A 26886-nucleotide genomic window follows, 5' to 3' on the forward strand; every position below is an offset into this window, starting at 1 on the left:
GAATATCAATGATCTTGAATAGGATTTCTTCGTTATTGTTCGTTGGAGCCGCGGTGTTTTTAGCCGGGTGCGGCATTCTGGAAGTACCTAAAACTTCGACGATCACGGGCCGGATTACCGATCTTGCTGGGATGCCAGTGCGGAACGCCAGGGTTTACACGATTGACGGGGAGACGAAAAGCTCTTCTAACGGTTCGTACACCTTGCCGATGAACCGGGAAGATTTCCTCACCGTATTTGCAGAAATCAATCAGGACGGCGTGACCTATAAAGGTCGTACGGTGGTGCGCACTGTTCAAGATCAGACGCAACTCAGCGCAAACGTCGTGGTCGCTCCCATTTCGACGCTTTCTCGAATTCATGGCCGGGTTACCGATTCATTTGGCGCACCGATCGTCAACGCCCGGGTGTATGCCTACACGACCGGCTATCTCAGTAGCGCGATGGTCAGCACCGACGTGAACGGGTTCTATAACCTCGAGGATCTGATCGGTGGGCGACAGTACACCGTTCAGGCAGGAGCGGTCACCTATTCGAACGACACGGTCACCGTCACGATGTCGAATGGTGACGATAGAGTCATCAATTTCTCGCTGTTTGATTCTGGGACGCCCACATTGCCGCAAGTCACGGGAGTCACTGCTCGGACCTGGGTGTCTCAACCGATCGCATCCCGTGGAGGCATCGGGCCAGAGGCTTATGAAGCGATTAAGCGCCGGTGGAGCCCTAATCGCGCCGACTATGTTGCCACGAGCCGCACTTCGTCGAGTGGCGCGCCAATCGAAGTCGAATTGAATTGGAACCGATTGCAGGGCGATGATTTCCAGGGTTATGGCGTGTACCGAGGTACCGGGACTGGAACGATCACCGACTACGACTACTACCGCGAACCGATGGCGGGAACCTATATTGATAGCGATGTCGCTCTGAATCCAAACGCGTTGTATCGCTACCAGCTCACCGCGCTCGGGACGGATTTTCCGAATAACGGCTCTGCTGAGGGGCCACGAAGTGTCGCTGTTGACGCGCGAACCTTGGATGACCTCATCGCCACCGTGAATCAAACAACGGGCCTGAGGTTCAATTGGAACAACGATTCGGGCGCGACTTCATTCGTGATTTACATCTTCGACCGGATTCCTGGTGTCGGCGTGACCTCGATTTGGAACAACGAAACTTCCCGGGCAAGTGGGACATCGTTTGTTTACGATACTGCCGGGAACCCTGCGGGCCTGACTACGTCCCGTACATACTGGTACGTTGTTCTCGGTCTTGCAAACTCCGACTCGAGCCGAACTTTGAGCACCATCGGTTCCTTCACTTATTAGACATCATGAAAATCCGCAGCCTCGCATTATTGCTCGCCTTTTCGGCGGCAGGGTTTGAAATCGCTCAGGCGACGACGCTGATCCTGCCGCCTGCGGCAAATCGATCGGAGTCGGGCATGGAACAAGCTGCGATTTCTGCAGCAAAGAAGTTCATGCAGAATGTCGCGAGACTGACGGTGCGGGAGCGCGCAACGCGCAAGATGAAGGGTGTTCCGCTCACTTTTCCGATCCGAGTGCGGACTACAGAGCCTTCACTGCCTCTCCTCAACCGCGGCGCGACTGGGCTGACCCTTCAATTCGGAACAGGTGGGAATGCTTTTCCAACCCAATACCAAGCGCTCCTGAACGACGTTTTTACATCAGTACAGTCGTTCTTGGACACGTATTTGGGTGCACCCCAATTGAGCGGCGTCGTGACCGTCAAAAACTACGATGCGTCGATCGGTGATCGCGATGCGGTAGCCGGCGGAATCTATGTTCATGGGACTGGTTCGAATCGCGAAATCCTCTTTCCTGTCTATTCAGACAATGGCGGATTCAAGAACGAAGTCGCGGCAGTGAACTTCGTACACACACTGGTGCTGGCATACCTCGGAAACTCCGAAATCCTGTCGGATGGCTGGACGGAGGGGCTCGCGCGCGCGGTCACAATGCGAATCTGCAGGAGTACCGGCGCACTTCCTGCGCTACTCGATCGAGAGCAGATTGACTCCGTTCTATCGAGTACTTACGACACGGGGCCAACCTACGATTGGAATAACCAAGCTGCGCTTGCCGGACCGCAGTTTATTGCCGAGAATCTCAGAAATCAGCCGCTTCCAGTGGGTGGGTCGGTCGGCGGGTTATATCTGCTGAAGTACTTGATGGCCGGGTCTGCCTGGCAAAAAGTGCTGACCGAGTATCCGCTATTTGCGAACAACTTTTTGCAGAGCTATTACGCAAACCCCTCGCTTTATGCGAGTTTCAGCCAGGTCACCGCGCTGGGTCAGTCCACAATCGGCGGGCTTGGCGGCTCGACTATCGAAGGATTATCGTTTGGCCAATGGGCGCGAAAGCAGTTCATTTTGAATCCGAAATTGGTGCCTGGACTTAAGTTGCAGGTTCAACCTTTCCCGATTACGAGTGGGCTGGCTGGGAGCGACTTTGGAGTGTTCGCTATTCAAATTCATGCGTTTCGAACGGCACTAAATGGCGATGAATCACTGGCCCGAGAGACCGCCTATCCGATTTTCTGGACCCCAAGTTTTACACGGTTCTTTGCCAGCGCACAGGATGACCGCGCCGACATCATCCAAGGCTACGGATCGGTCGTTCCGAACTTCACCGGTGGCGCGTTTAACAATGAACCGTATCGAGTGGTTGTTGACGTACCGGTTCTAGATGCCATCGAAAGGGTGGCCCTGCCAGCAGGTGCTATCGCGACCACCGCGAACCCGAATCCAAAGAACTTCTATGGGACGATCGAAGGCATCTCGGCTAGTTCGTCGGTGCCACTCGTGGTCCGGCTCCAATACGGTTCAACGTCCCAAGATATTCCTGTCAAGAACTTGGCGTTCGGAGCTTTGATCACGGATACTGCCTTCCAGCAATCGCTACCGCTGACGGTCAAGGTCTTCACCAATGTCAACAGTACACTCACCGAGATCTACAGCCGGAGAGTCAATAAGGGGCCAGGTTCAATCGGGCTCAGGCTGATCACCGACGCAAGATCATCGTTCGACTTGAATCTTAACGGCGGAATCAACATGATCGGAATTCCGATCACCCCCGCTGAAGTGGATGGCGCGGCGATTTTGGGTTCCAATCCGCTGACGACACTCCTTTCTCGATATGCCCCAGCAGACAGTCGATTTGAGTTTTATCCTGAATGTGGCACAGTGCGCGCGGGCTATGGCTTTTTTACACGCCAGGCGGCCGCGAGCACGATAACCGTCCCCGGAACCGGTGCATCACAAGTGAGCCCGACCGTGGCACTGAGGCAGGGCTGGAATCTAGTCTCAAATATGTTGAGCCGAACAGTCAACAAGTCCGAACTTCAGCTAGTCGTTGGAGCCGAAATTCCAGTGGATTACAATTCGGCGGTCGGTACCATCATCGGAACGGACGTCTTTGAATTCGTACCTGGTACCCCGGACTCATTCTCAGGAGTACCAGAGACAGGCAATTACACCTCGGTTTCTGGAATTTCTGAAGGCAATGCGTTCTGGATCAAGGTTCTCAGCCCCAACGGTGCGACACTGGTGTTCCCGAACGCTGTGGCGGCAAACCGCCCTGTCGTCAGCACTGCAAATGCGAAGTGGGAGATGCCACTGGTCTTGACTGGACCAGGCGGTCGTGCCGAAGCGATTCTGGGTCAGGCTAAAGGTGCGACCAGAGCACGGGAATCGGCATTTGATATCGAGGCGCCTCCCGGAAGCGGCGGGCTATCCATGATCGCTGGGACTGGACTGTTCCGAGATACTCACAGTTTTGGCTCTGCCGACACGTTTACCGTGACTCTGAATGGATTGACCCCGGGCGGCCGTTACCGACTGGCGATGTCCCCTACAACGAGGCTCAGTCAGTACTCCGTTTACGACGTTGCAACGCGCCAAACAACTTTTTTCCGTGGATCGAAGACTTATGAATTCGATGCGAGCGGACCGTCAATGACCTTGATCATCAACACCATGAGGCCGAACTAAATTGAGAAACATCTTCCTTTACATCATTAGCCTCGTATTGTTGGTTTTGGTGGGCTGCGGTGGCGGCGGAGCATCCAGTGGCCCGACGTCGGTCACTTTGAGCGGGCTTGTCGTGTCGATCACGACCCTCGGCGCGCCAAACCCTGTCGCGAGCGTTCAGTCCGGAAGTGCTACGGGCAACACCGCCGTGGACGGATCATTTTCACTGACCGTGCCATCCGGTACGACCTCGGTCACAGTGATTTACACTCCTAGCGGTGGATCTCCGACGACATTCGTTTTCAATTTCCCAGGATTGACAGAAGACACCGATCTCGGAACATTGTTTGTGGGACCAGAAAAGGTCACTGTCAACGGACTGGTGAAGAATCAGGTGACCTCTGCACCGATCAATGGTGCGACGGTGAAGCTCGCCGGACAATCGACCACGACAAATTCTAGTGGTAGCTACACCTTTAGCTCGATTCCTTACGATTCCAGCGTGCCGGCGAACTTCTTCGCCCTGGACGGCCGCGCCGGAGCGACCGGTTATTTTGTACGCTTGTTTAACCCCACGAATCTGCCGTTGACAGGGGTTGCTACCATCAACGACATTCTTTTGCAACCGGACTCCGGGATCGCACCGCCAGGAACACCTTTTACGATTTCTGGCCTTGTCGGACCGGCAGGAGTGGCCGCTGGAAGTAAGGTTGATTTGGTCCAAGGGTCCACGATCATTCGCAGTTTCAACGTTGGTGCGGATCGAAGCTACGGTTTTTGGGTGCCACCAGGAACGTATATTATTCGAGCTTCCAAGCCATCTGCGGGCCTCACAGCACCCGACATCACGGTAAGCTTAACAGCTCCGACAGATACCGTTCGCCGTGATGTCACCCTCAACTAAACCGATTACTAAAGCTCTTTATCTTGTCGCTGGCGCACTCGTAGTGTGGGCCGGTGTGATCGGCGTCAAACGGGTGCTGACCGGTGACCCTTTGGCGCAGTACAAAACGGACGAAGTGATCCGGCAGGACGCTGGGATCGAGGCGGATAATGTCACCGTTCGGAATTATGAGAAAGGCAAACTGGTCAACCAGGTCGTTCTCGACAAGATGCAGATCAGCCGCGATCGCATGGTGACGACCGGGATAAATGCGCGCCAAGGCAAAGTTTTTCGCGATGGTCAACCGGCGTTTGACTATACAGCGGGCGAACTGAGTTGGAACGATGCCACGAAGTTTTTGACGGTGACCAAGGGGATTCAAGTCACCACGAAGAACATGAACCTGAAGCTGCCTGAGGCGACTTACGATCACCTGAAGGGCTTGCTCAAATCGGCGAAACCGGTGGAGGGGAAATTCTACGGCGGGGATTTGAAGGTGGCGAAGTTCACCTACAATGTCACAAAGAAAAAGTACTGGGTGACCTCGGTGCAATGGACAGGAATGCTCACGGCCGAAATGCAGGAGCAAGCCCCATTGCCCGCCGCAAAACCTTGGAAATTCCGCGCCGAGAACATGGAAGGCGAAAGCGAGAATCGCATGGTGTACACCAAAGGCGAAGCCACAAACGGCGAGGTATTTATCAGCGCGGACCGACTGGAACGGGTGATTGAGCCGACCACCAAAGTAGAGACTTTATTTGCGACGGGCAACGTGAAGTACTACTCTCCAGAAGCTAATTTGCTTTGCGATAAGGCGACCATTTTTCGCACCGAGCGCCGTGCAATCGCTGAAGGGCGGGTGACCATGCTGATCAAGCCTGAGCAAGACACCGGACTAAAAGTAGAGCCGATTCAGCCGATGCGGCCAATTGTTCCGGAAGAGATCGCAAAGAACCGGCCTGGTGCGCCTCCGACCACCAATCCAAAGAACGATGAACTTAGGAGTACGGACAACAAACGGAAATATCCCGTGCGTGTCCTTGCCCAGAGAATCGAGTATTGGTACGCAAAGGGGGCAAAAAGAGCAACGATCACTGGCAACCCTCAGGCTCGACAAGAGCTTCCAGATGGTGCCTGGCGAATGGTCTGGGCTCCTCGGGGTGAGTGGGACGGCGAGAGCAACTGGTTACGCTTGATTGGTGCCGCCAAAAAGCAGGAAGTCCGTATGGCTCAATCCAATGGCGATACACTCTGGGCAGACCAGCTTGGGATCAGCACCGAGCGAGACGTTGAACGTTTCACCGCAGCGAATGTCCGAGGCGAAGGATTTATGGACGAGGAGGAGGACCTGCCAGGAACCGGTGGGACCAAACCGAAACCACCTGCATCAGATAAACCGCTTTCCGGTCCGATTACATTTTTCTGGCGGGCTCACGAGCAATCGAGCATAGCAAATCACCAACGGTATGCCCTTGCTCAAGCGGATGCCTGAGCTGCGCATCGAGATTTATTTTGTAGCTGTTGCGCCTACCGATTCTCTCGCGCGTGATGATGCCGCCTTTTTCGAGGTCGCTGACTAACAAACTGACCATTCGCTCAGTAATCCCAATCTTAAATGCCATCTCGCGGATGGTGAGATTCGGGTCTTTTAGCAAACAAACGAGGACATGGGAATAATTAGTCAAAAACGTCCAAGAGGAAGCTGATTTTTCTGTTTCGGCCATCTGATATCTTTCCTTTTGGGTCTCGGCGATCACAGACACTTCTGAGAAAAGCCACTCATAAATTACCCTAACCTCTTTCTAGAATCCAACGCTCTAACTAAATCATCGGATTAGACGAGGAATTCAGCAGAAAGATCAAGACTTCTTGGCTTGTTTGAACTGGATAATACTGTACAAAACAGTAAATAATGCAAATGCAATTCCAGATGCAATAAGGATATTGCGCGAGATGAAATCGACGGTCTGCACTTGGAGCGGATAGATCTTATGCTCTTTGAGATAAGCCTCGCTGACGTATTCGGCACCTTCAGGAGACTTCTTGTTCAGAAATGCCGCCTTATCTTCGATAACCATCCGCTGTGGGGAGCCGATGGGAGTACCGAGCTCGCCAAAAAGTTCTGCGGACGGATCGACTTGAATCCTCTGCACCAGTTGCGACTTTTGGTTTAGTTGTGACTGCACGATTGGCGTGCCAACCAAGAACAAAAGACTTACAAATGAGCCGATTAAGGCGAGTATCCGCAGAACTTTCATCAGAATTTACTTCGTGGAAGCGTAAGCGCTGACTGCGATGTTGACGGTTTCAGCGACCTTGCCCTTGGCCATCGCAGGGATCATCACGCCGTAATCGCTCAACTTGACTTTGAACTTGGTGCTGAACTGAACGACGTTGCCTTCGAATCCGGCAGCCTTCACTTGTGCGCTTGCGGCTCGATACTTCACGGTCACCGGGGTGACGATGGTCTTTGTAACGCCGTGCAGAGTGAATTTGCCTGTCACCGAGTAAGTTTCTCCCTTTACGAACTTGACCTTGGTTGTTTCGAAGGTAGTGGTGGGGAACTTGCCGGTATTCAGCCACATTTCGCCATTCATATGATCGTTTCGTGCTGGAATGCCGGTATCGATCGACTTTAGATCGATCACGATCTTGCCGCTGCCAGTCTTCTTGATTGGATCAAATTTCAGGTTTCCAGAGACGCCGGTGGTTCTACCTGTGAAAGTTTCGAATTCGGTCACGCTCTCAACTGTCGCGCTGTTTCGATATTGAAGCTTGTCGCCGACGACTTTAAACGCCATTAACTCTGCGTTGGCCATAGCGGCCGAAGCAATGATGATTCCTGCAATTGCAATTTTTTTCATGAATGTTCTCCACCTCCGAGCATAACAGCCGGAGGAGCAATATTACTCTAAACGTTTGACTGCGCAAATAAATTCCAACGAAAATGGAAAATTTTTGCAGAGGTTGCCATGTTGGCCTCTGTAATCACACGCACTCAGTCCGAATTCTGATATTCTCAGTACCACTTCGTGACGCACCATCGAGAACGACCCACAGCGATAAGCATCATCCGCAAGAGCACTTTGTTTGGCGGCATCCCGGATTCAGACATGGATCTGTTGGCGCAGTGGGGCCAAACCCACCAGTTTGTTCGTGGGGAGACCATTTGGCTAGATGGAACTGCAGCCAGCTTCATCTGCGTGATCGGCACCGGGTTTGTGAAGATGGTCAAATCAACAGGGACCGGCCATGAAATCACACACGAGATCATGGGGCCCGGGCAAACGTTTGGCTTCCTCGGCGCAATCGACGGCACGGGGTGTCCTCTCATCGCCCGTGCTGTGACAGATTGTTGGGTGATCAAGATTCCAAAGACTTCGATCATGCCGATTTATGAGCGGACGGTTGCGCTTAAGGATCATGTCATCCGCCGAACGACGATCCGATTGCGGAAGGCGCATGAACTGGTCGCTCGGCTTTCGACCGGAAACGTGGAATCCCGCATCATCTCGATACTCCTGATGCTGGCGGAGAGCTATGGGGAAGAGAAGACTGGCGGTGAGATCGAATTGAATGTCCCGCTGACCCGCCAAGATATCGCCGAGATGGCCGGGACGACGGTGGAATCCACGATCAGAGTCATGAGCAAGTGGAAAAAGGATGGATTGGTGACGTCCAGCGCCAAATTAATCACGATCCATGACGTCGATCTCCTCTCGGCCCGAGTCGCTCCGATTTAGTCTTCCAGCAACTCGCAGACATCGATCTTCATCACTGCACCAGCTACGGACCATGTGCCCGTAATTTGTAAGTAAGCCGTGGATTCCGGGTCGATGAGCAAATCAGTCCGCTTGACCGGAATGTAAAGATCTTGGTATGCGCCAGCAGTGACCGGTCGCTGGTTCAACACTCTAAATGCCCCGTAGGGATAGGACGCTGTCGACCAATTGTAAAAGCTGATTGTCTCGGTTCCAGTACCGGTGCCTTCGTACTTGAGCCGAAGATGCAAGACCATCTTTTCTGCGCTGCCGACCTGATTGAAAGTCGCATGCAAGTTCAAATCAGTGTTCGAGAAACTCGCCTGGATGAATGAATTATCGGGATTCAGAGCCTCAAGAAATCCTCCCGAAACTGCCCCAACATCGCCCGCAGCTTCGATCAATGGGTAGGCCTGCTTCACCTTCTGAGTCTTTGCGGGCAGAGTGCTCACTAGTTGGTTGTCCACCCAGACTTGAAGGGCGACCCGCGCATTGTAGGCAGCGGTATCGACTTCGATTGTGTCGCGGGTGCGCCGCAAGATTCGCAGAGATTTTCCACTTTGGGTGACCTTCACCGAATGTGGGGAATCGAATCCTCGACCGCGAATCAAAATGCCAGGTTTCGACCGATCCAATGAGGGATTCTGTCTCATCGGATACGGTGATGCGCACCGCACAACTGCACTTCGCTCTGGCTTGGTGATCTGGTTCAGAGCAACCTTTGCAGCGGCTTGTGCATCGACCCTGCCGTAGTTTGTGTATTCGCCAAACGGGGATTGGGACATGGCGACCCCGGTGTCCTCTAGGATTGCTCGAACTTGCTTTGCCTTTAGGCTTGGGTTCATTCCCCAAACAAGCGCGGCAACTCCTGCAAAAACCGGGCAAGCCGCGCTGGTACCGCTAAAATTGGTGTTGTAGTTGCCGTCCTTCGTTGGGGATGGGATGCTGACTCCAGGTGCAGAGACGTCCACCCACGTACCGAAATTGCTGAAACCGGCTTTTGCGGGTGTCGCATTCAGCGCGGCAACGGCAATCACTTCTTCGTACGCACCGGGATAAAACGGATAGATCGTGTGCTCGTTGCCGGCTGCCGCGATGGGGAGCACACCCTTAGCCACGGCGTACTTCATCGCCGCATGCTCGCTAGGCAAGATTCCGTCTCCATAGAAGCTCATGGAAAAGATCTTTGCGCCCATTTTTGTCGCGTATAGGTATGCGCCGATGTTGGCAGAAGCGTAAAAATAGCCGCTGTCATTGGATGCCTTTAGGCCCATGACCTTGACCCTAGGCGCTATTCCAGAAACGCCGATATTGTTGCCTTGAACTCCCGCGATGATTCCCGCGCAATTCGTTCCGTGGCCCACGACATCGTTGGGAATCGGATCGCCGTACGCAAAGTCGAAGCCGTTGATATCGTCGACATATCCGTTGGAATCATCATCAATACCGTTTCCTGCGATCTCACCTGGATTGATCCACACGTTTGCAGCGAGATCGGGGTGAGCAGTGTTCACACCGGTGTCGATCACGGCGACGGTCAGATTGCTCCCGAAACTGAGGTCCCAAGCGAGGTTAGTCTTTGTGGTGGTCAAGTGCCAACTGTTAGCGACCAGTGGATCGTTCGGAGTGTAAGCAGGGTGACGAGCAAGGTCGAACGATGCCGCGGAATCCGAGAACTTCGAGCGCAAACTCTCTAATGCGGTCACCAACTCGTCTGGTGAGAAATCCAGGACGGTGTAACCGATTTCGTCGAATCTACGCTCGACTTTGCCACCAAGCTCTTGTGCAAAGGCGACTGCTCGATCTTCGACGATCAGATGGGTGGGGTGCCGATAGGCCTCCAAGGGGAGCAATTTCGCGTTCATCGAAAGCAAAAGGTCGGTCAGCACAATCGAAAGTATACGATAGCAACTTTTGCGCCGGGCATCAAATTTTGCCGGACTTGTATCTTCCCCGGTAAATATGGCAAGGTCAATTGCTATGGTGAGTGCACTCGTTTCGGCATTGGTGGGATTAACAGCGAACCTGGATATTCCGTACGTGATTCAAAATGGCGGAATCAAGATCGATGGGAGACCTTCAGCCGAAGCCATCGGGACGCACATTTCGCTATCGCCTAACAACACCGTCGAGAACACTGACCCGGTCCCAGCCACTGTGGTCATTGACGCGACTTCTCAAGTCCTGATGTTCGACAATACTAGATTGATCTACACCGGAAAAAACGGTGAAGACACCAAGGACAATGAGATCTTCGAGTTGTTGAACGGCGCAATCGTCTACACAGCGGCGCCAGTGGATATCAGAACTCCTACCGCATCCACTCCGCGTCGTCGCCGGGTCGTACGCACACCAAACCGGTCTACGATTGCCATCGGAACCGCGTTCTTCATGAAGAATGAGGTTCGCAATTTCCGACTTTCGGTCACCTCAGGCGGTGTCGAGTTTGTCCACCGAACGGACGCGAACAAGACCTTGACTCTGAAGCAAGGCGATTTTGTTAAAGGGAAAGATGACGACGACGTAACCGCAAACGGAGTGAGATGATTGGATTGCGGCTCGTCCGCATTGGTCTTCCACTGATTTTCGCTGTTGCCGGCGTTTGGATCAGTGAAATTGTGCTTGATCGAAGCGTCGAGCTGAACGAGCTCGACGTGAAGGCGTCCAATTTTCTCCTCAGCAAAGTCGCGCCGATTCCAGTGGATGACCGCATTATTTTGGTGAAGGTCGACGCGGATTCTGTTCTCGAATTAGGTGGCGCCCAACCCGAATCTATGCTGAGTCGAACGTTGTACCGCGAGTACTTTCAACGCTTGGCCAAGACCAAAGTTCTGGTGTCTCTTTCTGATATCGGCTTCGCGAGCGACTCCAAGGAAGACGCGGGTTTTGGCGACGGCATCGATGATCGATTTTGCTTCGTGAAAGTCGAAGTTCCGCTTGAGACCGAAGGTGAAATCTCGGACGATGGGTTTGCCTACGATTTCAAGATTTGCTCTGCACTGAGTTCCAAGCCTGCAACCTTCGGTCATGCGCTCAGTTTCGCGCCGGATGGAGTAGTTCAATCGGTGCTGGCTCAAGCCTATGACAATTCGAGCGGAAATTGGCTCTTCCACACAGCACTACTTGCCGCGTGGAAGGCTGAGGGGCTAGATGTCGATGGCGCAAAGATCGCCGGCACCCAACTGGTTTGCGGAGACTGGAAGCGCGAACTCGGTGGAAACAACGACTTTTTCAACCAATATCCTGGCTCACTGTCTGAATTCAATTCGATCCCTTTCAGCAAAGCGCTGGGAAAGTTGCGGCAAGGCACCCAAGAATTTGATGGCAAGATCATGGTTCTGGTCGACTCTCGGCCTGGAAAAGATGAGCACACTACGAGTCAATTTGGCCGGACTGCCGGATACAACATCACGGCGTCAGTGTTAAATTCAGCCTTATCGCCAGCCTCAAAGACCATCCGCTGGGCATCGGCGGCACAAGAATACGCCTATAGCCTAGCGCTCGGATTACTTGGTGTGGTTGTGTTCGGCGTGATGCCTCGGCGATCGGTCGGGCTTGCGCTTGGTCTGATCGTGCCGCTGATTCTAAGCTGGGTCATCCCCCTTGCTGTTGCGGGCTCGACGCGAGTGATTCTGCCGATGGTGCAACCGGTGTTGACGGTAGGCGCGGTCGTTTTTGGATGTTTGTTGACGCTCGCGCTCCGCTCGAAGCCGATCGACACCAGAGTTCCTGGGATGAACATTCCCGCCACCGTGTTGTTTTCCGACATTGAGGACTCGACTGGCTTGGTACAACAGATCGGCGCGCAACGCTACCAAGAAATTTATGGCGCGTGGGTCCGTCAATGTGGCGCGATTATCGCCAAGCGTGGTGGGGAATTGGAGCGTACTACCGGCGATGGTTTTGTCGCGACATTCGCAGGCTCTGCAAATCTCACGGTGGAACGCGCCATTCTTGCCGTCGAAGAAATGACCCTTGAGCTCCAATCGGTGAGCAAAAGATATGAGATTCCGCTCAATTCTAGCTTTGGGATGAGCGCTGGAGAAATATCAGGAGGCTACGTCTTTGAGGCCGGAATCGAGACTTGGAGCAGCTCTGGCGCGACTGTGAACCGCGCCAAGAGAATCCAAACTCTCGCGGGACAGCTCGGGGTCAACTTGCTCGCGGACGCATCAGTGATCCCAGTCATTCCGAAATCATTCGGTGCGACCGCCCAAGGCTCACACGACCTCAAGGGGTTCGAGGAACCCGTCGAGCTTTTTTCAATATCCGCGAAGAGCTAGCTCGTTGCGAGCCCAACCATCACTTTTATGCCAACGGCGATAGCATCATCGTTGAAGTCAAATGTGGGCGTGTGGACATTCGGATAAGAATCCTGCCCATCTGGAATTAGGCCGAGTTGATAGAAACACGCTGGGCATTCATCGCCGTAATAGGCAAAGTCTTCACCGCCCATCGTTGGGACGGCTTGATCCGATACCCACTCTGGGCCAAGGACGTTCGTCGCCGTTTTCATGAAGCGATCAACAGCTTCTTGCGCGTTGATCACGACCGGATAACCTTCGTTGATCTCGATCTTTGCGGTCACGTCATGGGCCTGAGCGACACCCTCCGCGACCTGACGTAGTCGCTTCTTGGCGAGCTCGCGAGTCTCAGCGCTCATGGTACGGATCGTGCCGTGGATCATGGCGGACATCGGGATGATGTTATTCGCCGTGCCGCCATGGACCTGACCGACGGTGACAACGATGTTGTCGAACGGGTCCGTGTTTCGAGAAGAAATCTGTTGCAGCGTCGTGATGAGAGAGGCGATGGCGACCACTGGATCGCGTGTCGTTTGTGGTGCGGCGGCGTGCCCTCCTTGCCCGACCAGTTCAATAATGAACTCATCCGTCGAAGCCATCAAAGCCCCAACTCGGGTAGCGACATGCCCCAACTTGACCGAGCTCCAGCCATGGAGCCCAAACACGAAATCGGCCTTCTTCCCAAAGATCTTGCCGTTGAGACATCCGTCTTCGACCATGAATTTTCCGCCTGCACCACCCTCTTCAGCGGGTTGGAAGAGCAGTAAGACGTTGTTTGGTCGATGGGACATTGCGGCAAGTTCAGCGGCGACACCCAGCAAAATTGCGGTGTGACCATCGTGGCCGCAAGCGTGCATCCGCCCGGGAATCCTACTTGCGTATGGCTTACCGGTTTCTTCGTGAATCGGTAGTGCGTCGATATCTGCCCGGAGGGCGATTGTCGTCGCAGACTCTGGATTCGCTGTCGCCGGAAGGTATCCGAGCACCCCAGTGCCTTTCGCCAAGCCCGCTTTGAACTGGACTCCGAGGCTGGTCAAGGTCTTTTGAATCAACTCAGAAGCAAAGACTTCCTCAAATCTGATCTGAGGATTGGAGTGGAGCTGATGGCGGATTTCCACCACTTCGGCGAGGGTCATTTTCCGAGGTTACCCCGCAGGATTATCGGGAACTAATCCTAACAAATTGCACTCTGAATGGATGATGTTTGAAGATTAGATGAAACAGGCTGGTCTCGGCGATCAAGGCGGAGATCTGATGAAGATGATTGGTTCCCACATCCAGGGACAAGGGGGGTTGCAAGGCCTTGTGGAAGGGTTCTCAAAGCAAGGTCTTGGTGATCAAGCCGCGTCTTGGGTGGGCACGGGTGAGAACCAGCCGATCTCTCCTGAACAGGCCCATGGCTTTTTGGGCAACGACTTTATACAGAATGCAGCAAAGCAGTTTGGAATTTCTCCAGACATGATCGCCCAGGCAGCATCGCAGTTCATCCCAGGCATGGTGGATAAAGCGACTCCTGGTGGCCAGATTCCTCAAGGCGGCGACATCATGAGCGCGCTCCCAGGAATGCTCGGCGGACTATTCGGCAATAAGTAAAGGCTAACCGCAAGGAACTGTAGGTAGCGCACTCGATGATTTCGAGTGCGCTACTTTGCTTTGCGACCCTACTTAGCAAACCACTTAGCAAACTCGAACACGATTGGAATCCCGAGCACGAGGTTGAACGGGAAAGTGATCGCAATTGCCGCAGTTAAGTAGAGGCCGGGCTTTGCTTCTGGAAGCGCGATCCGAACGGCTGCCGGAGCAGCGATGTAGGAAGCGCTCGCGGCCATTACGCCCAGCACTCCAGCTCCGCCGACGCTCATGCCGGCAAGCGTCCCGAGATAGGCACCAAGCGCGCCATTGACGATCGGAAGCAAGATTCCCATTCCGATCAGGAACGCCTTGGATTCCTTGAGGTCCGCGATTCGAGCACCAGCGACGAGGCCCATTTCGAGCAGGAATATCGTCAACGCGCCTTTGAAGAGGTCTCCGAACAGAGGCTGGACTTGTTTGATCTGTTCTGGGCCGCTGATCCATCCGATCAACAATCCTCCGACCAACAGAATGATCGCCTTACCAGTGAGAAGTTCGTGAATCATCGGACGCAGGTCCTTATTGCCCTCCTTCTTCATCACCATTCCAATCGCGAACAGGATTGCGGGAATCTCGAGGATGGCCACGAGAGCCGGCAAATAGCCTTCTGGATTGAGATTTTGGAGTTGGGCGAATGTGATCGCTGCGATGAAGGTCACTGCCGACACGGAACCGTAATGTGCGGCCAGGGCGGAGCTATCTACACGCCCGAGATTTCCAATTTTCCTGCAGACGAAATAGGCGAGCGTCGGTGTGATGACACTTAGCGCTAGGGTCGCTAGGACCGGGAGAGCGAGCGTGCTCAAGTTGGATTGGGAGAGGGCAACACCACCTTTCAAGCCGATTGCAAAGAGCAGATAGATGGAGATTGAGGTGTAAAGACCGCTCGGGAGTTTGAGATCGCTTTTGACCAGTACCGCCACAAAACCGAGAACGAAGGCCAGCACCATTGGTGAAGTCAAATTACTGAAAATTAATTCATATGATAGATTCACAAATTAGGATTGTGACTCAAAGGCGACCTGGAATGCAATAAAAAGCCCTGCAATCAAACGATTGCAGGGCTCTTGAGTAAGCGTGTAGCGTGTTACTTCTTGATAACGAGCTTGCTGATGCCTTGCGAGTTGGATGGGAACGATACGCCCATGTCTGGCAGCTTGACTTCAGCGGTCGACTCGTAAGCCGAATCGATCATCACGATTTGGCCGGTTGCCTTGCTGAGGAAAACCTTGGTGAGGGTCTTTGTAGTGCCTTCGAGCATCATCTTCATGTCGCCCATGCCTGCTCCTCCGCCACCTTCAGACATCATCTTGCTGAGGTCGAGATTCATCTTTGGCGAACCGCTAACGTTGATCTGCCAAGCATCGATTTCTTGAACCTTTGCTTCGCCGACGAGCTTTGCGGTCATCTTGTAGTTCTTTTCGAACATTTCCATTCCCTTGAGCTCGAAGTTCCAAGTGTCGCCAACCTTGACTGGATCCTTTGGCAAGGCAAAGAATTGGAAGATCGAGATCGGGCTCATGCCGCCGGTCATAATCGCCATGGCTCCGCCGCCACCACCGTCGACCTTAACGTCTGAAACTTGGTAGAGCGCATCCAACTTTGCGGTGCCGCCCAATTCCTTTGGCATTTCCTGTCCGCCGGACATCATTTCCGCCATCGGACCAGCCATTTTGACAACCATATTGCTCAAGAGAAACTTGAGTGAAACGGTGCCATCTTCCTTTGGATTGCTGTAAGTCAAGGTCAGATCAGAAGTCGAATCCACAACCATTTCCATTACGTCCTGGCCCATCGAGCTGAGGTCTGTGGAAGTCGTTACGTTGCTGGTCAGCGTGTACTTTTCAACTGCGCCGTTGGTGTAGGTGCGCTTCAGTGCGATTGCATCCTGCGCAAAAGCGCTCATGGAAACGGACATCGCGAGTGCAATAAATGTAATTTTGAGAGAACTTTTCATGGCAACAACTCAGAGTCATTTTAGCGACTAGCACAGCTTTTCGCAATACTTAACTTGACGCTTATCTGATTTACGCGTTTCGGAACTCGGGTGGTTTCAAAAAAGTGTGAGTTGGTCGTGCGACAATAAAGAAAGATGTTGGAACGTGCGCTTACTCTTCTTCGTGACCAAATCGCACCGCGGGCAGAAGAAATTGATGCTGATCCGGCCGTTCTGGCTTGGGCATTGAAGCTGCTGGGTGATAACGAACTGATGGCTTTGAGGCGACCACATGCCTTCGGCGGACCAGAGATGAGCGAAGCAGACTTTCGATCTTTCCAGGAAGAAGTCGCTCGCGCGAGTGGGACTTTAGCCTTCCTCCAGACGCAACATCAGAGCGCAGTCAGTTTGGTTTCAAAAGGGCATAACCAGGCGATCAAGGAAGAGTATCTCCCGAAGATGCACAATGGCGAGAGGTTGGTGGGCATCGGGTTTAGCCAGTTGCGCCGTCCTGGTCCTCCAATCTTGCGTGCGCAACCGACTGATGGCGGCTACCATCTGATCGGCGAAGTTCCTTGGGTGACGGGGCTGGGGTATTTCCCTGAGTTTTTGGTTGGGGCGCAACTCGATTCAGGAGAATCGGTGTTCGGATTGCTCCCGTTCGAAGAAGCCGAGGGCATCTGCATTGGGCCGGTGATGGAACTGGCAGCGATGCAATCCGCGAATTCAGTGGCAATCGAATTGGATTGCTTCTTGCCCGGCGAGCGTGTGATCGACATCAAGCCTGCGAACTGGATCTTCCGCAACGACATGATCAACATCACGTTGCAAGGATTCTTTGCGGTGGGATGCGCGCGCGCGGGGATTGATCAGGTTCGACTCGCGGAGGGCAAGCGCAAGAATTTGGCTGGCAAGGGCTTTGCAGACGCGTTGGAAGCGGAATTGATGGAGTGCCGAAGCCGATTGAGCACAGCTCAGACGATGTCCGAGGAAACCACCGAAGAAAAGCTGTCCCTTCGGGCGTGGGCGATCGATCTCGCGGTGCGATGCGCGCACGCAGGAATCGTTGCCGTTGGTGGCAGCGCGAATTCGCTCCGCCACCCAGCACAACGAATCTATCGTGAAGCGTTAGTTTTCAGCGTGAGCGCTCAGACCGGACCGATTCAAGAGGCAACCTTGCAACGCCTTATTCGGCGTTGACCTTGGTCCAATCTCCGCCCAGGCGCAGGGTGGTACCCAGCTGATCCATCACGGCCAATCGATTCGACCGCAGTTTCTCGTCGTCCACCATCACCATCGCGTTGTCGAATGCGGCATTGATCGTTGGTAATAGCTTCGTGATTGCCGCTACGAATGCGTCTGGGGAAAGTGAATCCGCAGCTGTATGGGCATCGTTAACAATTGCTCGGTGTGCCTGGGCGAGTGCACTGATTTCAATTGAGTCCAACTCACCGATCTCAGTTGCAATCTGAATGCCCTTGCTCTTCGCGGCACTGACGATGTTCAACGGCCGCGTTACGGTCTGCAAGAAGCTTGGATTGCTGATTGCTTGCTGAATCGCCTCGATTCGGAACGAGACCCGACGCGGGGAGGAGAGTTCACCCAAGTGATCTGCGAGCATTGCCGCTTCCAGAACGTCGTGCCGTTCCACATTCATTAGCGCCTTGTAGCGACCGACGAAAATTTCGGCCAGGCTCTGAACTGCCTTATTAGGGTCAAGCGTAATTCCTTGTGCGGAGTACAGCTCGAACGCCTTGCTCAGAAGGTCGGAATAGCTAGTTTTCAACCCGGTCCAATCTTTGGCCAGTTCAATGAGGATTGTCACGGCGCGGCGAAGTCCGAAAGGATCGCTCGAACCGCTTGGGCTAAGTCCTTGCCCAAGATATCCCGCGAGTTTGTCGAGTTGGTCCGCTGCGATCATAGACCGCGAGACAACCGATTCGCCGGAGATTTTCTCATGGGAGTACTGATCCCGGATGGCGTTACAAACCTCGGTTTCGAATCCTTCACGTTTGGCGTATTCGCCTCCGACAACACCCTGCAAAGACGAAAGCTCGGAAACAAGTCCGGTGACCAAATCGGCCTTTGCGTAAAGTCCTGCTTTTTGTGCGGCAGCCGCCTGTTCTGTGGACGCACCAGCCTTGCCGGCGACAAACTCCGCCAGTGCCGCCAGGCGGTCTGCTCGCTGGCGAACGGTGCCTAACTTTTCTTGGAACAGCATCTTCTCGGTTTTCGCGAGGAACTGATCCATCGTGAACCGACTATCTTCATCGAAGAAGAATTTGGCATCGTTGAACCGAGCGTTTAGCACCCATGCGTTTCCGTTGCGCACAGTGGTTTCTTCGCCGCCATTGCGTATCGAAATGAACTTGGTGAGGAGCTTTCCATCTGGGCCCTCAACGGGGAAAAACCGCTCGTGCTTGGCCATCGCGGTGATCAAAACAGGTTCAGGTAGGTTGCCAAATTCAGGCTTGAAGTCACCTTCGAGAGCCGTCGGCCATTCGGTAAGAAACACGTTTTCGTCGATCAGCGCTTCGGTCATCATCGGTTTGCCGCTCGCAACGGTCGTGGCGCCTTCGATGATTCGGGTTCGCCGGGCTTCTGGGCAGGGTTCGACTTGTCTGCTTCGTAATGCCGAAAGCAACTCATCAAATCGGGTGGCTTCAAAGCTCTCTGGCGCGTTGAACCGGTGCCCTCGGGACTGGGTTCCGCTGACCACGGATTCGATCTGAAAATCGACCGATCTGCCGTCAAATGCCGCCAAGATCCACCGGATTGGACGGGCATAGCGGATACCCGAGCTACCCCATCGCATCGACTTTTCGAACTGCAGAGCCAAGATGGATTCGGGGATCAGAGTCTTTAGGACGTCGATCGTGGGAACGCCAGGGATGAACTTCGTGATCCAAGCGTAATCGCCTTCCTTTCGGACTGTGGCCACATCAACGCCTTGTGACCGGCAAAATCCTTCCAATGCTTTTGTTGGATTCCCGGACTCGTCGAATGCGGCTTTGACTGCTGGCCCGCGCACATCTTTGTTCTGATCTGGCTGCATCGCGACCAAATCTTGGACGGAAACGATCAGTCGGCGAGGGGTGCCCAGACTGACCACTGCACCGAACGAGAGATTGGCTGCGCGAAGTCGAGTTTCGACCTCTGACTGAAGCTGCTCATAGGCGCCACGCACAAAACTGGCGGGCAGTTCTTCGCATCCAAGTTCAATGAGCAGTTCCGGCATAGAGCCAAATTTTACCGTGGGAACTGATTTTTCGACCTTTCAGTAGGAATTTAGGTAAAGTTCAATCGTTTGGGCTTAGCCTGAACTGAACCTAGGAGAAAAAACAGCATGAAGCGAATCCTCACAACCGCTCTTGTCGCTGGACTTGGCGTGATGGCCATGGCTCAGTCGCCAAGCTTTATTCCAACCAACACCAACATTCGACTTGGATTTGTGTATCCGACCGAAGACGCCGTCCGAGATTTCACGGGCAACATGTTTGGCCTCGGCGTAGACATCGACACAAACTTCCGACTCGTGTCTTTCGGCCACGGATTCTTGTCGCTGGACTACTACACCAGTTCGCTCGACGGTAACAAGGGCCGAGTCCTTTCGGCAATGTACAACCAACGAATGCCGCTGTCCTCGATGGACGGACGAAACACCTACTACTTCGTGGGTGCTGGCATCACGAATGTGGACTTCACGACTTCCAAGACAGTCTTTGGATTGCGCGGTGGCGTGGGCATGTCCCTCAGCGAAAAGACCTACGGCGAATTGGTTTACAACTTCACCGAGAAGGTTGATGGCGTTCGAGCTTCGAATTTCGGCGTCTACCTCGGATTCAAGTTCTAATCCGGTCTTAACAAGATTCGACCCCCGCCACCCAAAAGGTGGCGGGGGTCTTTTCATTTAGCTAATGCTCGGCTACCAGCGGATGATATTTGCGCCCCAAACCAGTCCGGCACCAAACCCAACGGTCATCACGAGGTCTCCCTCTTTGAGCCTTCCGGTTTTCTTGGCTTCGCTCAGCGCGATCGGGATACTCCCGCCGCTGGTGTTGCCGTACTTTTCAACGTTCTTGAAGACCTTTTCGTCCGGCAAACCTAATTTCTCAGCTGCTGAATCGATAATTCTCATGTTCGCCTGGTGAGGAACAAAAAGATCGATGTCCTCTGGCGTCATCCCCGCCTGATTCAGCGCGCGCATGCAGGCATCACCCATCGCCCCAACCGCGAATCGATAAACCTCCGCGCCCGCCATGTAAAGGTGCGGGTGAAGATCTGGAGGGATCGGGCAGCCTGGAGGCACCATTGAGCCTCCAACGTCTACGCCGATATGCTTGGCACCACCGCCATCCGATAGAAGGACCGTGTCGATGATTCCTCGGTCGGTGTTTTCTTCGCCGCGCAAGACCACTGCACCCGCTCCATCACCGAAGAGCACGCAAGTCGCACGGTCCGTGTAGTCGAGGTACTTGGACAGAACGTCAACTCCCACAACCAGTGCCGTCTTGATGCGGCCCGCCTCAATCATGCTGCTCACAGAAGCCAGGCTGTAGATAAATCCTGCGCATGCCGCTCCAAGGTCAAATGCGCCCGCGTGATGAATTCCAAGATTGTGCTGCACCATGCATGCGGTCGCGGGGAACGGGCGATCGCCAGTGACGGTGCCAACCACGACCATTTCGATCTCATCGGGCGAAATGCCAGCGTCAATTAGAGCGTTGTGCGCGGCTTCTGTAGCGAATGTGCTCGCGGTTTCATGCGGCTCACTCACACGCCGCTCTCGAATTCCGGTTCGCTGGGTGATCCACGCGTCCGAAGTATCGACAATCTTCTCCAGATCTAAGTTGCTAAGAATTTTGTTGGGGACGGAATGGCCGACACCCTGCACCACAGCGCGAATCATTTTGGTGATTGTTATTGTGTCACTTTTTGAGGCTCGGGGCCAATCTCAGAGATTTTGGATGCCAACAATACGTTCCTTCATCGAATCGATGAGGTCAAATTGTGCGGCCTTGTCGGCGACCAACAGCGCATTCATAATCGCCCGGGCATTGCTTCGGCCATGGCAGATCACGCACAAGTGATTGAGCCCAAGCAAGGGCGAGCCACCATATTCGGCGTAGTCCAATTTTTCTCTCAGAGGCCGCAAGTACTTTCGGATGGGAAGGAAGGCGAGCTTGCTCTGCCAACTCGCCATCGCCGATTCTTTGATCTCGCTGAGGATAAATTCGGCGACGCCTTCAGCGGTTTTGAGGACGATATTTCCAACAAACGCATCGCAGACGATAACGTCGATCGGCTCTTTTCCGAGGTCTTTGCCTTCGATGTTCCCGGCGAACCAGGCGTGGCTTTCCAGAAGATTGTAGGCCTGCTTTGCAAAGGCGTTTCCTTTGCCGGGCTCCTCGCCCATGTTCAAGAGATGCACTTTGGGATTGGTCTTTCCCATCACGATCTCGGCGTATGCACGGCCCATCACCGCAAACTCGACGATCTGTTCCGGGTCGATGTCGGGCGAAGCTCCTGCATCGAGCAGCAAGAATCGGCCGTGCTTTCCTGGCATGACGGTCGCGATGGCGGGGCGGTGGATCCCGGGCATTTGTCTCCATGCAAGCAGGGATGCGGCAGACGCGGCACCCGTGTTACCAGCGCTCACCATTGAAGTTGCCTGACCTTCTTTGACCAGCCTCACAGCCACATTTAGGGAAGAGTCCTTCTTCTTTCGGAGTGCTTCGACTGGCTTTTCATCCATGCCCACGACTTCGCTGGCATGAACGATTTCGATGTTGGATGGCAAAGGGCCAAACTTCTCGATTGCTTCCTTCTGACCTACCAGAAGAATCTTGCCCTTGATCAAAGGCGCAGCCAAGATCGCCCCAGCGACGATCTCTCCTGGGGCATGATCACCCCCCATTGCATCCAATGCGATGACGCTCAGTCTGATTCTTCTCCCGGTTCCAGAATACTTCGAAGCTGGTCTAGAGGGCTAGACTGCCTTCCTAGACTATTTTCTTGTCGGACTTTCGCTTCGGGGCAATCGCCTTCCCAGCCGTAAGTGCAGAGCGGCTGAACGGGCAGATTAAGAATCAAGTTTTGGCGAATCAGACTTTCGACGATCAAGCTGTTCTCGTGGAATAGGGGTTCGCCTTCTTCATCGACAACCCGCGCAAAATCGTCTTGGGAGTACATGCTCGGAACGCCTTCAACGGCGAAGTCCTCGGTAACTTGAAAATTGACTTCTTGTTCGAGCGGACCGCCGCACCGGGCGCAATCCATATTGCATCTGGTCTTGAATTCGCCTTCGATGACCAGACTGTTCCCGGTCGAATATGCTTCTAAAAATCCTTCAACAGAGTCGGCAAGATCAACATCGTCGGACTCGGGCAAGTCGGTGGAGATATCAACGGCGATCTTTCGTCCCGGATGTTGTAGCGCATCATTAAGGTCAAGCAATCCATCGCGCTTCATGGGAAGGTGATTGTACCCCGGGGCAAGGTTTGAACCCAAAAACCGGGGCCGAAATGCATTTTTTGATGCCAAGTAAAAAATGGGTCAAACTAAGAACCTGTAAACGTCGTCAAACATGGCGAGCGTTGGTCTATACTGAGGCTTGAATGGGTATCGGGTTTTTCTGGTACCTAGAATGAATAGGAATCATCAACCAGCATGAAGAAGCTGCTCTTGGGCGCAATTACTCTCGCGATTTTAGCCGGCTGTGGCGGAGATGGATCGGATACAACAACGACCACCTCTGGTGCTACGACTGGCGCCACCTCCGGTGGAACTGGACGCGAATATCCGACTTTTAACTTGGGCACGGGTGCCCTTCTCCAGACATCGTTCGTTTCCGGTCAGGGCCGCTCAACAGGCAGTTCCCGAGCCACCGGTTCGCAAGTTGCGCTGATCAAATCAGTTCAATTCCGAAACGATGCCAACGATTTTGTTCCAAGCTCGGATCAGATTCTGGGTGACGAAATTCGAGTCCAATTGGACGGTTACACCCTGAACACTAAGGCCTTCGGTGTGACCTTTGGAATCGGACAGACCTCGAAGCGATTCCTGGAGTACCCGATGGAGATCGCTCAGTTCCTGCGAGTCGAGTCAGACAATTCTCTGACCCCTTTGACTCCAGAAGATAGCATTGCTTTCCAACCACCGGTTCCGTTTGACTGTGACGTCCGAGTTTTTGCGGGTCGCGTGAGTTCGGTGAATATCCGTCTCGATGATTCGATGGTGAGCTTTGATGACGTCGCTGGTGCGGTCACTTTCAATCCAGACCTGTTCGTGGCTTCGAACTACGATCTGATTCATAACCGCATCACAAGTTCGTTCAGCGACTACTTGGCATTCGACATTTCGCAGATGCCGACAGGTGATCGACCTCCTCTCTCGATTTCTGGCGATCCTGCCGACCGCGTTTTCTTCAGCGGCGACGGATACGGAATTTCGAACGGTTTGGGCGCAGCTAGCCAGTTCGAACTCCTTTCACCAGTCCGAATCGACTCCGGTCGATTGAACACTGGCTCCCCGCTTGGATCAGGCGGTGGAAGTGGAATCGGCTTTGGCGCGAACTGGTTCATCTTGGAAGATCAAGATCCACTCGCAACTCGGTTGACTTCGCTCATCGGAATTTGGAAGCCATTCACACAAGCTGTCAACTCTTCGGAAGATGTCACCGTGATCGCCCTTCCTTCGAGCCGAGAGAATGACGGAATCGAAGCGAATGAAGAACAGCAAATCTTGTTCTACAAGCGAAACGTGGCAGGCAAGATCATCGACCTTTGGTACGGTCAGGTTTATTACAACACCGATGGTGACCAAACCGCAGGTACCTTCCGAGCCTATCCGATCTCAACCGTGACCGATGCTGTTCCAACTCAACAAGTGGATGGCACGATCAGCGGTGTCGTGATCACTTCGGGCGCAGCTCGACGAGGAGACTGGCAACTCAGCTCGCCTCCATCGAACTGGCCGTTCGGAACAGAAGGCGGATTCGGCGTCTATCGACGATAAGAGTCACGCCGTGATGAGGCGACTGTGTGGCGTCGAAACAGAGTACGGACTCTGGATTGATGGACGCGGCCCGGAATCACAGCAAGACGACTCAAAGACGTTCGTCGAGAATTGTCCCAACCCAAGCTATTTGGGTTGGGACAATTTTGTTGAGGCCCCACGCGCAGACCTGCGAGGATTTGAAGCGAAGCGCTTAAGCGTTGATCCACGAGATCAGCAATATGAATACCGGACAGAAACCCGGACCTATGCCCAACTCCGCGCCGACCGGATTCTCACCAACGGAGCGAGGTTCTACAACGACCACGGTCATCCTGAGTACTGCACTCCAGAGTGTTTCTCGGCGATTGATGCGGCACTGGAAGACCTGCATGGTGAATCAGTACTGCTTGACACGCTACGAGCGAGTGGCATGCCGGCCAAGATTTACAAGAACAACACAGATTTTCATGGCGCGAGCTATGGCACTCATGAGAGTTTTCTTGTTAAACGGAGAGTCGGGTTCGATGCTCTTTTCAACGCGGTTGTGCCAGTTCTTATCGCTCGACAAATTTTGTGCGGCGCGGGAAAAGTTGGGTCGGAAGCAGGCCCAAAGTGTAATTTTCAGCTCAGCCAGCGTGCGGACTTTTTGACCGAAGTGGCGAGCGTCGACACCTTGTATCGTCGGCCGATCTTTAACACGCGCGACGAACCCCACGCTGATCCAAATAAGTGGACTCGGTTACACGTGATCTGCGGGGACGCAAACCGCAATCCGATCGCTACCATGAGGAAGCTGTTGCTCGTTCAGTGCGAGCTCAAACTGCTTGAAATCGACAAGGCACCGAAATTTCCAATCTCGAATCCCGTGAAGGCGTTTGAGCAAATCAGCAAGAATGAATCTCACGAGTTCGTTTTTGAGGGGCATCGTTGCTCTGATGTGCTTCGCTCAGTGGCGTTGGCGAGTCTTGAGCATCTCGATTTGGATGGGCGTGAGTCCTCCGCACTTCGCGGTGTTCTCGGCGCACTGGACAGGTTCGAAGTCGAAGGTTGGTCTGGGTTGATCGGTGAGGCGGATTGGGCCGCAAAAAAATATCTGATCGAGCATTATTTCGAACCTTCGGGCGACCAGGCACAAGACCTCTTGTCTCAGCAAAGCCTCGACCTAGCCTATAGTAACATCGACCCGGAGGAGAGCTTATTTACAGCGATGCAGGAAATGAATCTGATCGCGCTATTTGAATGGGAAAAGAACCAATCATTTCCTACCCGAGCGTATGCCAGGGGGCTCGCCGTGGAAAAGTTTAGAGATCAAATGACCTCGGCGAGTTGGGGCAGAATTACATTCGCAACTTCGAGCGGTGAACAATCCATCGATTTGGAACCAGAATTGGAATACCCGGCGCACCTAAGCGACGCCAAAAGCGTAGAGGAATTTATAGAATCGCTAAGGAACATGCAACAATGATTCAAGCAGACCGATTGACCAGAAGGCAACCCGAGGAGCCAGCCCGAAAGCTCGGCGACGAAACAGGGCCCACCGACCCAAAAGTGGATCGCCCAGCCGCGCCAAACCCTTTGATGGACCGATTGAAAAAGGTTGACCCAAAGCAGGCCGAAAAGTATCGGCAGCGTAGCGGAGAATAAGTGCAGATTCCAAGTCCAAAGACCTTCAGCGAACTGGTGGGTTACTCCCCGGCCGCGGCCGACCAGCCTGAAACGCATGGCACCACGGTGCTCGCCATGCGGTTTGATTCCGGTGTGATTGTGATGGCCGACCGGCGTGCGACCATGGGCAATTTGATCATGTTCGACAAGGCCGAGAAGGTCTTTGCTTTGGACGATTCCACCGTGGTCGCGATCAGCGGAAGCTTCGCTCGTAGCATCGAAATCTGCCGGTTGCTCAAGCACAGCTTCAAGTACTACCGACGGATGCATCTCAACGAGATGTCGGTTGAAGGGAAGTTGCAGGAAATCTCGAAGGCACTCTCTAACAATCTCGGAATGGCGATGAACGGCATCGGTGTATTTGTGCCGATCCTAGCGACCTACGATGCCAAGAAGGACCAGTTTGGCGTCTACTTCTTCGACACCGCTGGGGCGAGATTCGAAAATGGCCAATTTGCCGCTGCAGGGTCCGGTTCAGAGAGGATTCGCGGAATCTTCGACTACATTTCCGAAACCGTTGGTGAATTTGAATCCAGGTCGCTTGTCGATGTCTTGACCGATGGACTGAAAATGCTCCGGATTGCCGCTGATCTTGACTCAGCCACCGGCGGAATCAGTAAGAATCCACCCGTGATCCGCGTCTTGACTAAAGAAGGCAATCATCCGATCGACGCCAAGGTTCTGGAGAAGGCACTCAAAGCAGCGGCGAAGTAAAA

At 53.6% G+C, this 26886-nt stretch carries 25 protein-coding genes; 14 read left to right on the top strand and 11 right to left on the bottom strand.

Features of this window, described 5'->3' with window-relative positions; all coding sequences use genetic code 11:
• Nucleotides 1-8 precede the first annotated feature (8 nt).
• The 4 genes from J0L72_07040 to J0L72_07055 are packed head-to-tail and all read left to right on the top strand — an operon-like array spanning nt 9 to nt 6366.
• On the top strand, nt 9-1328 hold the full coding sequence (locus tag J0L72_07040) for a carboxypeptidase regulatory-like domain-containing protein (GenBank protein MBN8690536.1): 1320 nt from the start codon (nt 9-11) through the stop codon (nt 1326-1328).
• A gap of 5 nt (nt 1329-1333) precedes the next feature.
• Nucleotides 1334-4012, top strand: a complete 2679-nt coding sequence (locus J0L72_07045) for a hypothetical protein (protein MBN8690537.1) — start codon at nt 1334-1336, stop codon at nt 4010-4012.
• Nucleotide 4013: 1 nt separating this feature from the next.
• Nucleotides 4014-4895, top strand: coding sequence for a hypothetical protein (locus J0L72_07050; GenBank protein MBN8690538.1), 882 nt, complete (start codon nt 4014-4016; stop codon nt 4893-4895).
• The gene (locus tag J0L72_07055) at nt 4879-6366 is read left to right on the top strand and encodes a hypothetical protein (GenBank protein ID MBN8690539.1); all 1488 of its coding nucleotides are present in this window, start codon (nt 4879-4881) and stop codon (nt 6364-6366) included. The genes J0L72_07050 and J0L72_07055 overlap by 17 nt, the downstream gene beginning before the upstream one ends.
• Here the strand turns inward: J0L72_07055 and J0L72_07060 are convergent.
• From J0L72_07060 to J0L72_07070, 3 genes are all read right to left on the bottom strand, one after another.
• Nucleotides 6287-6598, bottom strand: coding sequence for a winged helix-turn-helix transcriptional regulator (locus J0L72_07060; GenBank protein ID MBN8690540.1), 312 nt, complete (start codon nt 6596-6598; stop codon nt 6287-6289). The two genes, J0L72_07055 and J0L72_07060, sit on opposite strands and share 80 nt — an antisense overlap.
• Before the next feature lie 135 nt (nt 6599-6733).
• Nucleotides 6734-7132 (bottom strand): hypothetical protein, encoded by a 399-nt coding sequence (locus J0L72_07065; GenBank protein ID MBN8690541.1) that lies wholly within the window; start codon nt 7130-7132, stop codon nt 6734-6736.
• Between the two features lie 6 nt (nt 7133-7138).
• Nucleotides 7139-7738 (bottom strand): YceI family protein, encoded by a 600-nt coding sequence (locus tag J0L72_07070; GenBank protein ID MBN8690542.1) that lies wholly within the window; start codon nt 7736-7738, stop codon nt 7139-7141.
• Between the two features lie 168 nt (nt 7739-7906).
• Between J0L72_07070 and J0L72_07075 the strand changes: the two genes are divergently transcribed.
• The gene (locus tag J0L72_07075; GenBank protein ID MBN8690543.1) at nt 7907-8617 is read left to right on the top strand and encodes a Crp/Fnr family transcriptional regulator; all 711 of its coding nucleotides are present in this window, start codon (nt 7907-7909) and stop codon (nt 8615-8617) included.
• Here J0L72_07075 and J0L72_07080 read toward each other — a convergent pair.
• Nucleotides 8614-10524, bottom strand: coding sequence for a S8 family serine peptidase (locus J0L72_07080; GenBank protein MBN8690544.1), 1911 nt, complete (start codon nt 10522-10524; stop codon nt 8614-8616). The genes J0L72_07075 and J0L72_07080 overlap by 4 nt on opposite strands.
• Before the next feature lie 73 nt (nt 10525-10597).
• On the opposite strand from J0L72_07080, the gene J0L72_07085 reads away from it, so the two are divergent.
• On the top strand, nt 10598-11182 hold the full coding sequence (locus J0L72_07085; protein ID MBN8690545.1) for a FecR domain-containing protein: 585 nt from the start codon (nt 10598-10600) through the stop codon (nt 11180-11182).
• A complete protein-coding gene (locus J0L72_07090; GenBank protein ID MBN8690546.1) occupies nt 11179-12918 on the top strand; it encodes a CHASE2 domain-containing protein in 1740 nt (579 codons plus the stop codon). The genes J0L72_07085 and J0L72_07090 overlap by 4 nt, the downstream gene beginning before the upstream one ends.
• Here the strand turns inward: J0L72_07090 and J0L72_07095 are convergent.
• Nucleotides 12915-14075, bottom strand: coding sequence for an amidohydrolase (locus tag J0L72_07095; protein MBN8690547.1), 1161 nt, complete (start codon nt 14073-14075; stop codon nt 12915-12917). The genes J0L72_07090 and J0L72_07095 overlap by 4 nt on opposite strands.
• A gap of 79 nt (nt 14076-14154) precedes the next feature.
• Here J0L72_07095 and J0L72_07100 point away from each other — a divergent pair, with 79 nt between their 5' ends.
• Entirely contained in the window at nt 14155-14532 is a 378-nt protein-coding gene (locus J0L72_07100) for a DUF937 domain-containing protein (protein ID MBN8690548.1), read from the top strand.
• A gap of 68 nt (nt 14533-14600) precedes the next feature.
• Here the strand turns inward: J0L72_07100 and J0L72_07105 are convergent, their stop codons facing one another.
• Both J0L72_07105 and J0L72_07110 read right to left on the bottom strand, forming a co-directional pair.
• On the bottom strand, nt 14601-15521 hold the full coding sequence (locus J0L72_07105) for a sodium-dependent bicarbonate transport family permease (GenBank protein ID MBN8690549.1): 921 nt from the start codon (nt 15519-15521) through the stop codon (nt 14601-14603).
• 137 nt (nt 15522-15658) lie between these two features.
• Nucleotides 15659-16528, bottom strand: a complete 870-nt coding sequence (locus J0L72_07110; protein MBN8690550.1) for a hypothetical protein — start codon at nt 16526-16528, stop codon at nt 15659-15661.
• Between the two features lie 135 nt (nt 16529-16663).
• Here J0L72_07110 and J0L72_07115 point away from each other — a divergent pair, with 135 nt between their 5' ends.
• Nucleotides 16664-17707: an acyl-CoA/acyl-ACP dehydrogenase gene (locus J0L72_07115; GenBank protein ID MBN8690551.1), complete on the top strand. Its 1044-nt coding sequence runs from the start codon at nt 16664-16666 to the stop codon at nt 17705-17707.
• Here J0L72_07115 and J0L72_07120 read toward each other — a convergent pair.
• Nucleotides 17694-19745, bottom strand: a complete 2052-nt coding sequence (locus tag J0L72_07120; protein ID MBN8690552.1) for a glycine--tRNA ligase subunit beta — start codon at nt 19743-19745, stop codon at nt 17694-17696. The two genes, J0L72_07115 and J0L72_07120, sit on opposite strands and share 14 nt — an antisense overlap.
• Before the next feature lie 108 nt (nt 19746-19853).
• Here J0L72_07120 and J0L72_07125 point away from each other — a divergent pair, with 108 nt between their 5' ends.
• On the top strand, nt 19854-20360 hold the full coding sequence (locus J0L72_07125; GenBank protein MBN8690553.1) for an outer membrane beta-barrel protein: 507 nt from the start codon (nt 19854-19856) through the stop codon (nt 20358-20360).
• 72 nt (nt 20361-20432) lie between these two features.
• On the opposite strand, the gene J0L72_07130 is transcribed toward J0L72_07125, so the two are convergent.
• Genes J0L72_07130 through J0L72_07140 form a run of 3 tightly spaced genes read right to left on the bottom strand, consistent with a single transcriptional unit; the run spans nt 20433 to nt 22978 of the window.
• Nucleotides 20433-21413, bottom strand: a complete 981-nt coding sequence (locus J0L72_07130; protein MBN8690554.1) for a ketoacyl-ACP synthase III — start codon at nt 21411-21413, stop codon at nt 20433-20435.
• A 48-nt stretch (nt 21414-21461) separates the two neighbouring features.
• Nucleotides 21462-22448: a phosphate acyltransferase PlsX gene (gene plsX / locus J0L72_07135; GenBank protein ID MBN8690555.1), complete on the bottom strand. Its 987-nt coding sequence runs from the start codon at nt 22446-22448 to the stop codon at nt 21462-21464.
• Complete coding sequence (locus J0L72_07140) at nt 22445-22978, bottom strand: DUF177 domain-containing protein (protein ID MBN8690556.1); 534 nt, start codon at nt 22976-22978, stop codon at nt 22445-22447. Before J0L72_07140 ends, plsX begins: the two co-directional genes overlap by 4 nt.
• A gap of 198 nt (nt 22979-23176) precedes the next feature.
• On the opposite strand from J0L72_07140, the gene J0L72_07145 reads away from it, so the two are divergent.
• From J0L72_07145 to J0L72_07160, 4 genes are read left to right on the top strand one after another with little or no spacing between them, the layout of a single operon-like run.
• Complete coding sequence (locus tag J0L72_07145; protein MBN8690557.1) at nt 23177-24523, top strand: hypothetical protein; 1347 nt, start codon at nt 23177-23179, stop codon at nt 24521-24523.
• A gap of 13 nt (nt 24524-24536) precedes the next feature.
• Nucleotides 24537-25970, top strand: coding sequence for a proteasome accessory factor PafA2 family protein (locus J0L72_07150; GenBank protein MBN8690558.1), 1434 nt, complete (start codon nt 24537-24539; stop codon nt 25968-25970).
• Nucleotides 25967-26149 (top strand): ubiquitin-like protein UBact, encoded by a 183-nt coding sequence (locus J0L72_07155; protein MBN8690559.1) that lies wholly within the window; start codon nt 25967-25969, stop codon nt 26147-26149. The genes J0L72_07150 and J0L72_07155 overlap by 4 nt, the downstream gene beginning before the upstream one ends.
• Nucleotides 26150-26884, top strand: a complete 735-nt coding sequence (locus J0L72_07160; protein MBN8690560.1) for a proteasome subunit alpha — start codon at nt 26150-26152, stop codon at nt 26882-26884.
• Nucleotides 26885-26886 lie beyond the last annotated feature (2 nt).

This window comes from Armatimonadota bacterium (genome assembly GCA_017303935.1).
GTDB lineage: Bacteria > Armatimonadota > Fimbriimonadia > Fimbriimonadales > Fimbriimonadaceae > JAFLBD01.